This is a genomic window from Vulcaniibacterium tengchongense (genome assembly GCF_003814555.1).
Taxonomy (GTDB): domain Bacteria; phylum Pseudomonadota; class Gammaproteobacteria; order Xanthomonadales; family Xanthomonadaceae; genus Vulcaniibacterium; species Vulcaniibacterium tengchongense.
In genome coordinates this window covers 770,770-784,601 of sequence record NZ_RKQN01000002.1, presented here as the reverse complement: position 1 = coordinate 784,601, position 13,832 = coordinate 770,770, and the positions used below count along the sequence as shown (strand labels likewise).

The 13,832-nt window shown below is 74.2% G+C and carries 13 protein-coding genes; 6 read left to right on the top strand and 7 right to left on the bottom strand.

The features are described 5' to 3' along the window. Nucleotides 1-120: 120 nt before the first annotated feature. The 4 genes from EDC50_RS09880 to EDC50_RS09865 form a co-directional block, all read right to left on the bottom strand. Nucleotides 121-798 (bottom strand): helix-turn-helix transcriptional regulator, encoded by a 678-nt coding sequence (locus EDC50_RS09880; RefSeq protein ID WP_123770291.1) that lies wholly within the window; start codon nt 796-798, stop codon nt 121-123. Next, a complete protein-coding gene (locus EDC50_RS16510) occupies nt 768-2,096 on the bottom strand; it encodes an NIPSNAP family protein (protein WP_158635752.1) in 1,329 nt (442 codons plus the stop codon). The genes EDC50_RS09880 and EDC50_RS16510 overlap by 31 nt, the downstream gene beginning before the upstream one ends. 193 nt (nt 2,097-2,289) lie before the next feature. Then, nucleotides 2,290-3,723 carry an ATP-binding protein gene (locus EDC50_RS09870; RefSeq protein ID WP_123770289.1) on the bottom strand — a complete coding sequence of 478 codons (1,434 nt, stop codon included), beginning with the start codon at nt 3,721-3,723 and terminating at the stop codon, nt 2,290-2,292. Then, nucleotides 3,720-4,385, bottom strand: a complete 666-nt coding sequence (locus tag EDC50_RS09865) for a response regulator transcription factor (protein WP_123770437.1) — start codon at nt 4,383-4,385, stop codon at nt 3,720-3,722. The genes EDC50_RS09870 and EDC50_RS09865 overlap by 4 nt, the downstream gene beginning before the upstream one ends. A gap of 117 nt (nt 4,386-4,502) precedes the next feature. Here EDC50_RS09865 and EDC50_RS09860 point away from each other — a divergent pair, with 117 nt between their 5' ends. From EDC50_RS09860 to EDC50_RS09845, 4 genes are read left to right on the top strand one after another with little or no spacing between them, the layout of a single operon-like run. Beyond that, entirely contained in the window at nt 4,503-4,880 is a 378-nt protein-coding gene (locus tag EDC50_RS09860; RefSeq protein ID WP_123770288.1) for a hypothetical protein, read from the top strand. After that, complete coding sequence (locus tag EDC50_RS09855) at nt 4,877-5,308, top strand: hypothetical protein (protein ID WP_123770287.1); 432 nt, start codon at nt 4,877-4,879, stop codon at nt 5,306-5,308. The genes EDC50_RS09860 and EDC50_RS09855 overlap by 4 nt, the downstream gene beginning before the upstream one ends. Nucleotides 5,309-5,363: 55 nt before the next feature. Continuing rightward, nucleotides 5,364-6,395 carry a class 1 fructose-bisphosphatase gene (locus EDC50_RS09850; protein WP_123770286.1) on the top strand — a complete coding sequence of 344 codons (1,032 nt, stop codon included), beginning with the start codon at nt 5,364-5,366 and terminating at the stop codon, nt 6,393-6,395. Between the two features lie 45 nt (nt 6,396-6,440). Continuing rightward, a complete protein-coding gene (locus EDC50_RS09845; protein WP_123770285.1) occupies nt 6,441-7,169 on the top strand; it encodes a 2OG-Fe(II) oxygenase in 729 nt (242 codons plus the stop codon). A 299-nt stretch (nt 7,170-7,468) separates the two neighbouring features. Here EDC50_RS09845 and EDC50_RS09840 read toward each other — a convergent pair whose 3' ends face one another. Further along, entirely contained in the window at nt 7,469-7,897 is a 429-nt protein-coding gene (locus EDC50_RS09840; protein WP_123770284.1) for a response regulator, read from the bottom strand. Then, the gene (locus EDC50_RS09835) at nt 7,897-9,045 is read right to left on the bottom strand and encodes a sensor histidine kinase (RefSeq protein WP_123770283.1); all 1,149 of its coding nucleotides are present in this window, start codon (nt 9,043-9,045) and stop codon (nt 7,897-7,899) included. Before EDC50_RS09835 ends, EDC50_RS09840 begins: the two co-directional genes overlap by 1 nt. 111 nt (nt 9,046-9,156) lie before the next feature. Here EDC50_RS09835 and EDC50_RS09830 point away from each other — a divergent pair, with 111 nt between their 5' ends. Beyond that, nucleotides 9,157-10,947, top strand: a complete 1,791-nt coding sequence (locus EDC50_RS09830; RefSeq protein WP_123770282.1) for an SLC13 family permease — start codon at nt 9,157-9,159, stop codon at nt 10,945-10,947. A 95-nt stretch (nt 10,948-11,042) separates the two neighbouring features. On the opposite strand, the gene EDC50_RS09825 is transcribed toward EDC50_RS09830, so the two are convergent. Then, entirely contained in the window at nt 11,043-12,128 is a 1,086-nt protein-coding gene (locus tag EDC50_RS09825) for a PA0069 family radical SAM protein (protein ID WP_123770281.1), read from the bottom strand. A 254-nt stretch (nt 12,129-12,382) separates the two neighbouring features. Between EDC50_RS09825 and cls the strand changes: the two genes are divergently transcribed. Next, the gene (cls, locus tag EDC50_RS09820) at nt 12,383-13,819 is read left to right on the top strand and encodes a cardiolipin synthase (RefSeq protein ID WP_123770280.1); all 1,437 of its coding nucleotides are present in this window, start codon (nt 12,383-12,385) and stop codon (nt 13,817-13,819) included. Nucleotides 13,820-13,832: the final 13 nt, after the last annotated feature.

The following is a 13,832-nucleotide window of genomic DNA, read 5'->3' as shown; positions in this document are numbered from 1 at the left end:
GCCCTTCGCGGCCCGGGTTCCCGCTTCCGCGGGGATGGCGGTCGTGCGCCGCGCGAGTCAGCGGCCAAAGCGCCGTCCCGCCGCCGGCGCGCCCTGCGCCGGGCCTGGCGCAGGCCGGCGCTACTCGGCGCAGGCGCGCAGGTAGGCCTCCAGGCCGCGCTCGCGGCTTTCGGCGAAGACCTCGCCGGTGGGCAGGTACTCGAGGATGCGGTCGGGGCGGAAGTTGCGGAAGTCCGCGCGCAGCCGGCACCAGGCGCCGAGCGTCCATACCCCGCCCCAGAACGCCAGGCACAGCGGCTCGATCTCGCGCTCGCTCGAACGCGCGTCGTTGTCGCGGTAGCGCAGGCGCAGCACCGTGCGGTGGTTGATCGCCGCGTGCAGGTCGTCGATCAGCCCGCTGTTCTCCAGCCGCCGCACCTCCGGCGCGAAGATCCGCGTGCGCTGGCTGCGCTCGCGCAGCTCCGGCGGCAGCACCGCCTCGATCTTGAGCAGCGCCGCGGCCGCCTCGCGCCCGAGCCGCACCCCGCCGAACGCGCGCACGAAGCGCGTGCCGACCACCAGGGCTTCGAGCTCGTCGGGCGTGAACATCAGCGGCGGGATGTCCGAGCCCTTGCGCAGCAGGTAGCCGACCCCGGCCTCGCCCTCGATCGGCACGCCCGAACGCTGCAGGTCGGCGACGTCGCGGTACACGGTGCGCAACGACACCCCCAGCGTCTGCGCCAGGCTGTGCGCGGTGATCGCGGAACGGCGGCCACGCAGGGCATGGATCAGCAGGAACAGGCGGTCGGCGCGGCGCATGCGCCATGATCGCCCGCGCGCCGGCACCGCTCAATCCGCCGCTTGCGCCGCGGCGACGGGCTCATCCGCGCGACTCGGAGCGCGCGGTCGGCGCCAGCCGCAGCCGTTGCGGCGGCTGCCGCAACCCGTGCCGCAGCGCGTCGGCCACCGTGTCGCGCCAGGCCGCGTCGGCGACCAGCGCGGCTTCGTAGCGATGGTGCGCGGCGACGTCGGCGAACCGCGTCAGCCACACCAGCGCCGGTTCGTTCTCGCGCACCGGCAGGCGCGGGAAGCCGTTCTCGCCCGTCTCGCTGACGTAGGTCGCCAGCAGCTCGGCGCCGGCGGCGCGCAGCCGCGGCGCCAGCTCGCGCTCGAAGCGTGCCAGGAAGCCCTGCTCGGCGGGCGCGTCGAGCAGGCAGATGCCGGCTTCGATCAGGCCCGCGGCCTATGCCCGCTCCCCCGGCCGCGCCCGCGGCGGTTGCGGCGCCAGGCCCGCGCCCGGCCGCGCCGGGCGCAGCAGCACGTTGTCGCTGTCGGCCACGGTCGCGTTGGCCGCGTCGCGGTGCGCGCGCCAGGCCGGTCCGGCGCAGGAGCCGCCCAGCGAGATCGCGCGCGGCCATGTCGGGAAAGCCGCGCAGCCAGACGAAGCGGTCGGGATCGTCGAGATCGCGGAACGGGCCGATCCCGTGCATGCCGACCGCCTCCTGCGGCTCGACCAACCCGCGCTGGAAGAGGTGGACCAGCGCCTCGCGCCGGCCCGGGCGCAGCGCGTCGCGGCGCAGTTCGATCACGCCGTCCTCGTGGCGCAGGCGCCCGGCGGCGTCGATGCGGCGCAGCCACATGCGCCAGTAGGTCTCCCGGGGGCGGCCTTCGTCGGCCGAGAACGCCTGCCGCCAGTGCGCCGCGTGCGCGCCGAGCCGCTGCCAGACGCAGCGCGCCGGCACCGGCCGGCCGGCGTGGGCGAGCCGGCCAGGGAAGGTGCCGACGCCGTCCTGGTCGAAGCCGCCCGCCCTCGGCGCGTCGAGCGCGCCGTCGTGGTTGCCGGCCCGGTAGAGGCCCCACCGCCGCAGTCGCGGCGGGTACCGGCGCAGCGCCAGGCCGAGGACGCGTTGGCGGCGGCGGGGGCGGACCCCTTCGCCGACGAAGTCGTCGATGTTGCCGAGGCCCCCGGGCAGCGGCCGGCACTCCTGGTCGGCGGCGAACACCTCCCAGCCGCCGCCGCCGGCGGGGCGTTCGCGCAGGCGCTCGTTGCGGACGCGCCAACGGCCGTGGAGGAAGTCGAAGTCGTGGCGGCCGTCGCGCGCGGGGGCGGGGCTCATGCGGCATCGGCTCCTGCGGGCGGAGGGACGGGCGTGCGGCGCCTGCGCGCCGGGCGACCGGCGCGGCGGCGGCGGTGCCTCGCAGACGCGGGCCGTCCGCACCGTGGCAGGATGCGCGGGGGCTGCTGCCAGGGTGCTGTCAGCACGCGGCCCGCGCAGCGAAGGGGCCGCGCCCCGCCGCGCGCGGGGCGCGTCACCCTTCGCCGGGCCGCTCCTGCAGGAGCGGCAGCGCGGCGCCCGCCTCCTCGGCGCGGGGCGCGCGCGGCGCCGCCTCCGCGTCGGCCAGGGCGAAGAACACCGCCACGGTGAGGCCGCGGCCGTGCAGGCCATCGCCGACCTCGATCCGCGCGCCGTGGGTGTCGGCGATCCGCGCCACCAGCGACAGGCCGATGCCGCAGCCGCGCTCGGCGCTGCCGGCGGCGCGGTAGAAGCGGTCGAAGATCCGCGCGCGGTCCTCGGCGGGCACGCCGGGGCCGTCGTCGGCGACGCTCAGGCACAGGCCTTCCACGCCGTCGCGCCGCGCGCGCCGGCATTCGACCGCGATCTGGCCGAGCGCGCCGGCGTAGCGCAGCGCGTTGTCGACCAGGTTGCGCAGCAGGATGCCGAGCTGGTCGACGTCGCCGCGGATCGCGCCGGGCTCGGTGCGCAGGCTGATCCGCTGGCCGCGCTCGCGCGCCAGCATCTCGAAGTCGCGCACCACGATCACCACCAGTTCGGCCAGTTCCACCGGCACCCGCGGCGCCGCCGCGGTGGCGGCGTCGAGGCGGGCGAGGTCGAGCAGCTGCTCGGACAGGCGCGCGCTGCGGCGCACCCCGGCGCTGAGCCGGCGCAACGCCGCCTCGCGCTCGGCCCCGTCGCCGGCGCGCAGGGCCAGGTCCGCATGCGCGCCGAGCACCGCCAGCGGCGTGCGCAGCTCGTGCGCGGCGTCGGCGATGAAGCGGCGCTCGTGCTGCAGGGCCTGGTCGACGCGCTGCAGCTGGGCGTTGAACGCCTGCACCAGCGGCCGCACCTCGCACGGCAGCGCCGCGTCCGGCAGCGGGGTCAGGTCCAGCGGCCGCCGCGCCAGCATCGCGTCGCGCAGCCCGGTCAGCGGCCGCAGCGAGCGGCCGATCACCCACCACACCGCCAGCGCGAACACCACGAACAGGCCGAGCGCGGCCAGCAGGCTCAGCCGCACCCAGCCGTGCACCTCGCGCGCCAGCATCGCCCGCGAGCGGCCGACCTGCACGGTCAAGCCGCGGCGCGCGTCGGTCAGGCTGTACACGCGCCAGTGCTCGCCGCCGATCCCGCGCAGGTCGAAGCCGTCGCGGAAGTCGGGCTTGAGCGGCGCGCGCGGCGCCGCCGGCGAATGCACCACCAGCCGGCCGCGCGCCCACACCTGGAAGCTCATCTTGCGGTCGGCCGGGCCGGCCGCGGCGGGCGCCGGCGGCACCTGCGGCAGCAGCGCCACGCTGTCGGGCATCGAACGCAGGATCTGCTCGCCGATCTCGCGCAGCGAAGCGTCCCACAGGCCGGTGCGCTCGCGCTTGATCTGCTCGAACTGGCACACGCTCCAGCCGGCCCAGGTCAGCACGATGCACCACAGCAGCGCGCAGGTGAGGCGGCCGCGCAGCGAGTGCGCGCTCACGCCGCGCTCCCGCCGACGCGGTAGCCGTAGCCGTGCACGGTCTGGATCAGGCCGTCGCCGAGCTTGCGCCGCAGCTGGTGGATGTAGACCGCGATGGTGTTGCTCTCGATCGTGCCGGAACTGCCGTACACCGCCTCCTCCAGCTGCTCGCGGGTGACGATGCGGCCCTGCCGCTCGAGCAGCAGTTGCAGGGTACGGAATTCGTGCGTGCTCAGCGCCACCGCGACCCCGTCGCGGGTCACCTCGCGCCGCGCCGGGTCCAGCGCCACGCCGTTGCAGCTGAGCACCGGCGCCACCCGGCCCTGGCTGCGCCGCACCACCGCGCGCAGCCGCGCGTACAGCTCGTCGAGCTGGAACGGCTTGACGATGTAGTCGTCGGCGCCGGCATCGAGCCCGGCGATGCGGTCGCTGAGCTTGTCGCGGGCGGTGACGATCAGCACCGGGGTGACGTCGTAGCGGGCGCGCATCGCCGCCAGCACGCTCAGCCCGGAGCGCCCGGGCAGGCCGAGGTCGAGCAGCACCGCGGCGTAGTCGTGCTCGACCAGCGCGGTCTTCGCGTGCGCGGCGTCGCCGGCCCAGTCGACGCGGAAGCCCTGCTGCTCCAGCCCCGCACGCACCGCCTCGGCCAGCATCGCATCGTCCTCGACCAGCAGCAGGTTCATCGGCGAGGGCTCGTTCCCGTCTTCGTCCACGCCGCCACGGTGCCCCGGCGCGATTAAAGCGTTCTTAAAACCGGGCGCGCAGGCTGCGCGCATCGGACCCGCCCCACGGAGACCGCCATGCGCCCCCGCGTCGCTTCCGCCGCGATCCTAGCCTGCTTTCCCGCCGCCTGCGCGGGCATCCCGCGCAGCCCGACGCCGCTGGCGCAGCTGGACGCGCTGGACTGCCCGCGCCTGGCCGACGAGCGCGCCGCGGCCCTGCGCCGCCGCGAGGCCGCGCCGCGGGCGCGGCGCGGCGCATGGAAGGCGGTGCTGCCGGCGGTGGTCGGCATTCGGCACGCCGCGGCGCGCTCGGCGCTCGGCGAGGCCGACGAGCGCCTGGCCACGGTCGAGCGCCGCCACCGGGAGTTGGGCTGCGCGCCGCCGCTGGTGGCGCCCGCCCCCGGCGGCGGCGCTTCCGTCGCCGGCGATCCGGGCGCCGCGGAGCCCGCACGATGAGCGCCGCGCCGCATCCGTTCGCTCGCGCTCCCGCGATCGCCGTCGCCGCCGTCGGCGCGGCGGAACTGGCGACGCTGCTGGCGCTGTGCCGCGAGCACGCGCTGCGCGGCGGCGCGCTGCCGCACGAGGACGCGGCGCTGGCGTTGCGCGAAGCACTGCTCGACCCGCCGCGGCGCGCCTGGGCCTGGCTGGCCCGGCTCGACGCGGCCGCGGTGGGCTATGCCTGCGCCACCCCCGGGCTGGCGCTGCCGCGCGGCGGCTACTGCTTCCGCGTCGACGCGCTGTACGCGCGCCCGGGCCCGCACGCGCCGGCGATCGAGGCGGCGCTGCGCGGGCAGGTGCGGGCGATGGCCGCGCGGCTCGGCTGCACGGCCCTGCGCTGGCACGACGCCGCGTACGAGGAGCCGCCGCGCCGCGAAGCCGGCTGACCGCGCCGGCGCGCATCGGCGACAATGGCGGCCCTTCTTCGCCGCGGTCCCCGCCATGACGCCACCGGTCTCGCTCACCCGCTACCTGATCGAAGAACAACGCGCCGGCCGCATCAACGCCGACCTGCGCCTGCTGATCGAAGTCGTCGCCCGCGCCTGCAAGAGCATCTCGATCGCGGTCGGCAAGGGCGCGCTGGGCGGCGTGCTCGGCGACGCCGGCAGCGGCGGCCGGGCCTCGATCAACATCCAGGGCGAGGCGCAGAAGAAGCTCGACGTGCTCAGCAACGAAATCCTGCTCGAGGCCAACGCCTGGGGCGGGCACCTCGCCGCGTTGGCCTCGGAGGAAATGGACGTCTCGCTGCCGATCTCCGACGACTACCCGCGCGGCAACTACCTGCTGCTATTCGATCCGCTCGACGGCAGCTCCAACATCGACGTCAACGTCTCGGTCGGCACGATCTTCTCGGTGCTGCGCTGCCCGGAGGGCGTGAGCGAGCCGCGCGACGAGCACTTCCTCCAACCCGGCACCGCCCAGGTGGCCGCCGGCTACTGCGTGTACGGGCCGAGCACGATGCTGGTGCTGACCGTCGGCAACGGCACCCACGCCTTCACCCTCGACCGCGAGATCGGCAGCTTCGTGCTGACCGCGCGTGGCATGCGCATTCCCGAGGAAACCCGCGAGTTCGCGGTCAACATGTCCAACCAGCGCTTCTGGGAGCCGCCGATGCAGGCCTACGTCGGCGACCTGCTGGCCGGCAAGGACGGCCCCCGCGGCAAGGACTTCAACATGCGCTGGGTCGCCTCGATGGTCGCCGACGTGCACCGCATCCTCACCCGCGGCGGCATCTTCAGCTATCCGCTGGACAGCAAGTGCGCGGCCAAGGGCGGCAAGCTGCGGCTGATGTACGAGGCCAACCCGATGGCGTTCCTGGTCGAACAGGCCGGCGGCGCCGCCAGCACCGGCCGCCAGCGCATGCTCGAGGTGCAGCCGACCGGCCTGCACCAGCGCGTGCCGGTGTTCCTCGGCTCCCGGCAGGAGGTCGAGGCCGCGGTGCGCTACCACCGCGAGCACGACGCGCGCGGCTGAGCCGGGCGGCGTGCGAGGATGGACGCCCCTCCCCGGGAACCCGCCATGCCCGCAGACGCCGCCCTCCAGCCCGCAGCCGGCCTCGACTTCATCGAGGTCTATCCCGACATGCTCGGGCGCGACGAGTGCGCGCGCCTGGTCGCGCGCCTCGAGGCGAGCGCCGACACCGTGCCCGGCCGGGTCGGCGGCGGCGTGCTGCCGGAGCTCAAGGACAGCCGCGACCTGACCATCAGCGGCCGCCCGGACTGGCGCGAGGACGAGGCCCTGCTCAACCGTGCGGTGTTCCGCGGCGTGCTGGCCTACCTGCGCCGCTATCCGCACGCGCTGATCGCGCCGCTGATGCTGGAAACCCCGGACGCCGAGGGCCGGCGCCGGCGCCTGACCGCCGAGCGCCTGGCGGACATGGACGACGAGACGCTGGCGCCGATCGTCGCCACCGTGCTGCGCCCCGGCTCGATCAACCTGCAGCGCTACGCCGCCGACCGCGGCGGCTACCCGTACTGGCACTGCGAGCTGTACCCGCGCGACGCGCGCGCGGAGACGTTGCACCGGCACCTGCTGTGGACGCTGTACCTCAACGACGGCTTCGCCGCCGGCGAGACCGAGTTCCTGTACCAGCGGCGCAAGATCGCGCCGCGCGCCGGCAGCCTGCTGATCGCGCCGGCGGCGTTCACCCACACCCACCGCGGCAACCGCCCGCAGGGCGGGGACAAGGTGATCGCGACCAGCTGGATCCTGTTCCAGCGCGCCGAGCAGCTGTTCGGTGGCGGCTGAGGCCGCGCCGCCGCGGGCGCGGGCCGGTCGCCCGCCGCGACTCCGCTGCGCCTCGGGGCCGTCATTCCGCGACGGCGGGAGCCCGGGCGCGGCGTGCACCGGCCCCTGCGGACGCCCAATGCCATGGCGTTCTGTTCTGGCGGAACGGTGCCGCGGGGCCCGGGAAATGCCGGCGGCGGGTCGCGGAAAGGGAACGGCGGGGTGGCGCGGCAACGGCCGGCCGGTCGCGGACGGCACCGGCGGCCCGGCCGAGGGCCGCACGCTCGTTCCGCCCCGCGGCCAGGCGCCGCGGGGCGCGCTCAGCGCGGGTGGTTCAGCACCAGCCAGTACAGCCCGACCTGCTTGACCGCCCAGACGAACTGCTCGAAGTCCACCGGCTTCTGGATGTAGCTGTTGACCCCGAGCGCATAGCTGGCCTCGACGTCGAACGGCTCGGCGCTGGTGGTCAGCACCACCACCGGCAGGGTGCGGGTGGCCTCGTTGGCGCGGATCGCCTGCAGCACCTCGCGGCCGTCGACCTTCGGCAAGTTGAGGTCGAGCAGCACGATCGAGGGCAGGTCCTCGGGGTCGCGGTCGCTGTAGCGGCCGCGCGCGAACAGGTAGTCGAGCGCCTCCGCGCCGTCGCCGACCACCGCCAGGCGGTTGGCGATCTTGGCTTCGTCGAACGCGATCCGGGTCAGTTCGACGTCGTCGGGATTGTCCTCGACCAGCAGGATCTCTTTGTGCATCAACTGCGTTCCTCCGTCGGCGCGACGGCGGGCAGTTCCACCGTGAACACGCTGCCGGCGTCCGGTTGCGAATGCGCATGCAGGCGGCCCCGATGGCGCTCGACGATGCGCTTGGCGATCGCCAGGCCGAGGCCGTGCCCCCCGCCCTGATCCGGCCCGTGCAGGCGCTGGAAGGGTTCGAACAGCTTATGAGCATAGCGCATGTCGAAACCGACGCCCTGGTCGCGGACCTCGAGCCGCAGCCGGCCGTCGACGTGTTCCCCGGTGACCTCGATCCGGATCGGGTCGCGGCCGCGGGAGAACTTCCAGGCGTTGCCCATCAGCTGGCTCAGCAGCAGCTTGAGCAGGCGCTCGTCGCCGTGGGCGTCGAGGCCGGGCTGGACCCGGATCTCGGCGCGGCGCTGCGGTTCGGCGTCCTGCAGTTCGGCGCCGACCCATTCGGCCAGCAGGCTCAGGTCCACCGGCCGCGGGTGCAGCTCGGCGCGGGTCACGTGCGACAGGTCGCCGAGCGCGCTGAGCAGGCCGCCCATGCGCGCGGCCGCGGCGCGGATCCGGTCCAGGTAGTCGCGCTCGCTCGCGTCCAGGCGCTCGCCGGCGCGCTCGGCCAGCAGCGCCGAGAAGCTCTCGATCGAGCGCAGCGGCGCGCGCAGGTCGTGGGCGACCGCATCGGCGAACAGCTGCAACTGGCGCATGGCCAGGTCGTAGGCGGCGTGTTCGGCTTCGGCCTGGGACTTCAGCTGCGCCTCGGCGCGGCGCTGCGCGCCGATGTCGCGCAGCTGCAGCAGCAGGTAGACCGGCTTGCCGTCGCCGTCGCGCATCACCGCGACGTTGGTGTGGGTCCACACCACCTCGCCGTTGCGGTGCAGGTAGCGGCGCTGCTCGTCGAGCATCGGCAACGTGCCGTCGATCAGGTCCTGCAGATAGCGCCGCGACAGCGCCACGTCCTCGGGATGCACGAACGACAGCGCCGACTGCCCGACCAGTTCGCCGGCGCCGTAGCCGAACATGCGCTCGAAGGCCGGGTTGACCTCGACCCAGCGCCCCTGCAGATCGAGGATCGCCATGCCGATTCCGGACACGGCCATGGCCGCGCGGAGACGGTCGTCTCCGCGATCCTGGACTGGCGTTTCGCTCGTGACGGAGGGCATCGTCGTGGGCGCGGGCGCGGGGACGGTGCAGTGTAGCGGCGGCGGCCGTGACGGACCGGTGCAGGACGCGGCGTCCGAACGCGGCCGGGATTTTGCCGCAAAATGCCGGGCATGGACGCGCAACCCCTGCTGTTCCTGCTGATCCTGGCCGGAAGCCTGTATCTGTTCGTCAGCGAGCGCCTGCGCGTCGACGTCACCGCGATGCTGACCCTGCTCGCCCTGGTCCTGACCGGCCTGCTCGAGCCGCGCCAGGCGCTGTCCGGCTTCGCCAGCGAGGCGGCGATCATCGTCGCCGCGGTGTTCGTGATCTCCGGCGCGCTCGCCGCCACCGGCCTGACCGAGCGCATCGGCCAGGCGATCGGCCGCGCCGCCGGGCGCAGCGAGACGCGCGCGATCGCGGTGACCATGCCGGCGGTGGCGATGCTTTCGTCGTTCACCCATCACGTGATGGTGACGGCGATGATGCTGCCGATCCTGTCGCGCTTCGCCCGCGCCCGCGGCCTGTCGGTGTCGCGGCTGCTGATGCCGATGTCGTTCGCGGCCTCGCTCGGCACCACCCTGACCCTGGTCAGCGCACCGGCCTTCCTGCTCGCCGACGACCTGATCGAGCGCGCCGGCGCGCCGGGCCTGGGTATCTTCTCGATCACGCCGATCGGCCTGCTGCTGGTCGCGCTCGGCGTGCTGTACATGCTGGCGGCGCGCTGGCTGCTGCCCAGGCGTTTCGGCGCGCTCGCCGACGAGGACTACCTGCGCCTGGACCGCTACCGCACCGAGCTGCTGGTGGTCGAGGGCTCGCGCTGGAGCACGCGGCCGCTGGCCGAACTGCGCAAGGAACTGGGCGACAAGTTCCGCCTGCTCGGCTGGGTCCGCGACCGCCGCCTGCGCGAGGACCTCACCGACGCCAGCCCGCTGATCGCCGGCGACCTGCTGCTGGTCGAAGCCTCGGCCGATGCCTTGGCCTCGCTGCACGACGACCCGGGGCTGGAACTGCACGCGATCGCCCGCTACGGCGACCGCGTCGACGGCGACGGCCCGGCGCAGCTGGTGCAGGCGGTGCTCGCGCCGGGCTCGGAGTTCATCGGCCGCAGCGTCCGCGAGCTGAATTTCGCCGGCCGTTTTCGCGCGGTGATCGCCGGGCTGTGGCGGCGCGACGGCAGCCTGCCGCTGCGGGCCTCCGACGCGCCGTTGCGCGAGGGCGACCTGCTGGTGCTGTGGGGCAAGCCCTCGCGCTTCGCCGAGCTCGCGGCGCACCACGGCTTCCTGATGCTGGTGCCGTTCGCCGGCGAGGCGCGGCGGCGGGTGCGCGCGCCGATCGCGTTGGCGATTCTGGCCGCGACGGTGCTCGCCGCGGCGACCGAATGGCTGCCGGCGCCGCTGGCGTTCCTGCTCGGCGCGGTGGCGATGGTGGTGACGCGCTGCGTCGACGTCGACCAGGCCTACCGCGAGATCGACGTGCGCATCTTCGTGATGATCGCCGGGGTGATCCCGCTCGGCATCGCCATGGAACGCACCGGCACCGCGCAGCTGCTCGCCGGCGGCCTGCTGCACCTGATCGCACACTGGCCGGCGCTGGCGGTGCTGGTGGTGATGTTCGGCGTCGCCGCGCTGCTGACCCAGATCCTGTCGGACGCGGCCACCACGGTGCTGCTCGGGCCGATCGCGGTCGAGGTGGCGCAATCGCTGCAGCTGCCGGCGACGCCGTTCGTGGTCTGCACCGCGCTCGGCGCGGTGGTCGCGTTCCTCACCCCGATCGGCCACCACGGCAACCTGCTGATCCTCGGCCCCGGCCAGTACCGCTTCGCCGACTTCCTGCGCATCGGCCTGCCGCTGACCGCGCTGCTCGGCCTGGCCAGCGCCTGGATGGCGCGCTGGCTGTGGCTGGGCGGGCCCTTGTGGCCTTGAAGCGGAGATGGAAGGGGTAGCGAGAGGGGGAAGTGGAGGAACGTGCGCGCCGGCGCCGGCCTGTCGCTTCCCGCCCCCGTGTTGTCACCCCGGCCTCAAAACAGTTCGCCCTGCGGCGAAGGCTTGCGCGGCGGCACGAACTGGCCGGTATCCAGCGGCGGCAGCCGGCCGAAGCCCAGGCGCTTGTGCGCCTTGGCGAAGCGCTGCGCGATCAGCTGCGCGAACGGGCCTTCGCCGCGCATGCGCGCGCCGAACGTGCTGTCGTAGTCCTTGCCGCCGCGCATCTGCCGGATCAGGCTCATCACGTGCGCGGCGCGGTCCGGGTAATGCAGCTCCAGCCACTCGCGCCAGATCTGCTTGAGTTCGTGCGGCAGGCGCAGCAGCACGTAACCCGCGGCGCCGGCGCCGTGCTCGCGCGCGGCTTCGAGGATGTGCTCGAGCTCGCGGTCGTTGATCATCGGGATGGTCGGCGCGACCATCACCCCGACCGGCACGCCGGCTTCGCTCAGCGCGCGGATCGCCTTGAGCCGCGCGTGCGGGGCCGAGGCGCGCGGCTCCATCCGCGCCGAGAGCTTGTTGTCGAGCGAGGTCACCGAGAAATACACGGTGACCAGGCCGCGCCTGGCCATCGGCGCGATCAGGTCCAGGTCGCGCACCACCGCGGCGTTCTTGGTGATCAGGCTGAACGGGTGCGAGCAGGCCGACAGCACCTCGATCAGCGAACGGGTGATGCGGTAGCGGCGCTCGATCGGCTGGTAGCTGTCGGTGTTGATGCCCAGCGCGATCGGCGAGCAGCGGTAGCCGGGCCTGGCCAGCTCGGCCTGCAGGCGCTCGGCGGCGTTGGTCTTGGCGTAGAGCCGGGTCTCGAAGTCCAGGCCCGGGGACAGGTCGAGATAAGCGTGCGAGGGCCGGGCGAAGCAGTACACGCAGCCGTGCTCGCAGCCGCGGTACGGGTTCACCGACTGGCTGAAGCCGACGTCGGGCGAGTCGTTGCGGCTGACGACGCTGCGCGCGCGCTCCTCGGTCACGCGCGTGTCCGGGTGCGGCGGCTCGAGCAGGTCCTCGTACACCGAGCCCCAGCCGTCGTCCTCGCCGCGGGCCACGGTCTTGGCATAGCGCCCGTCCACGTACGAGGCGGCGCCGCGGCCCTTGATCGGTGCCTGGGGTTTGCGCGCGTCCACAACCGGCCTCCAAACCAACTCACGGGACCCTCCGCCCCCGGTGCCACCCGGAGCGACCTCCCCGCCGGCCACCGCGCCGCTGTCCTTCTAACGGACAGGGCAAGGGCCAGAGTGGGCGTCGGCGATACTCTGGAGAGGGGCTCCGGATGCCCTGCCGCGGCGAAAGGCGGGAAAGGGGGCTTCCTGGCTATCCTAGGTCCCGGCCGTCGCAGCCCTTGCGACGACACGCCTCTGAACGGTTCAGCGAGACCCGCATGCTCGACGCCTTGCGCAGCGCCCGGGAGGCGTTCGCCTCGATCCCGGACCTGGGCTTCTACCTGACCCTGGGCTGGCTCGGCTATCTGGTCGGCCTGGGCCTGTGGATCGTGCTGCAGAAACGCGAGCCGGTGGCGACGCTGAGCTGGCTGATCAGCCTGGCCGCGCTGCCCTATCTGGGCTTCCTGATCTACTACTTCTTCGGCCCGCAGCGGATCACCCGCCAACGCCTGCGCCGGACCCGCGCCCGCGCCGCGCTGCCGCCGCCGCCGGAAGGCCTGGACCCGAGCCCCGACGCGATCGAACTGGCGCGCCTGGCCCAGGCCACCACCGGCCTGCCGCCGAGCACCGCCACCGACGTGCGCCTGCTGGTCGACGGCGCCGCCAAGTACCGGGCGCTGCTGGAGGCGATCGCGCAGGCGCGCGAGCACGTGCACCTGGAGTACTACATCTTCCTGCCCGACCGCACCGGCACCGCGCTGCGCGACGCCCTGATCGAGCGCGCCCGCGCCGGGGTGCAGGTGCGGCTGCTGCTCGACGCGGTCGGTTCCGGGCGCACCCGCGAGCGCTTCCTGCGCCCGCTGCGCGACGCCGGCGCCGAGGTCGCCTGGTTCCATCCGATGAAGCTGCGCTGGTTCTGGCGGCGGCCGTGGCTGAACCTGCGCACGCACCGGAAGATCGTGGTGATCGACGGCCGCATCGGCTTCACCGGCGGCATCAACGTCACCGACGACCAGGACGAGCGCCTGCGCGAGGACGCGTTCCGCGACCTGCACCTGCGCCTGGAGGGCGACGTGGTGCGCGAGCTGGAGCTGGTGTTCCTGGAGGACTGGGCCTACGCCACCGGCGAGCCGCCGCTGCGCCTGCACCGCCCGGCGCCGCAGCCCGGGCCGATCGCCGCGCAGGTGCTGGTGTCCGGCCCGGATTCGTCCTGGGAGGCGATCCACCGCCTGCAGGTCGGCGCGATCCACGCCGCGCGGCGCCGGGTGTGGCTGGTCACGCCGTACTTCGTGCCCGGCGAGGCCGCGCGCATGGCGCTGACCTCGGCCGCGCTCGGCGGGCTCGATGTGCGCCTGCTGGTGCCCAGGCGCTGCGACAGCCGCGTGGTCACCTACGCGGCGCGTTCCTACTTCGACGAACTGCTCCAGGCCGGGGTCAAGATCCACGAGTACGGCCCGCGCATGCTGCACAGCAAGGCGCTGCTGTGCGACGACGACCTCGCCATCCTCGGCAGCGCCAACTTCGACCACCGCAGCTTCCGCCTCAACTTCGAGGTGTCGGTGCTGTTCCGCGACGCCGGGGTGGCCGCGCAGCTGGCGCAGTTGATCCAGCACGAGTGCTCGATGGCGCCGCGGGTGCGGCCCGATCGCGCGCAGCCGCTGTGGCGCAGCCGCTTGCCCGAGGCGCTGGCGCGCCTGGTGTCGCCGCTTCTTTGACCCGCGGCGGACG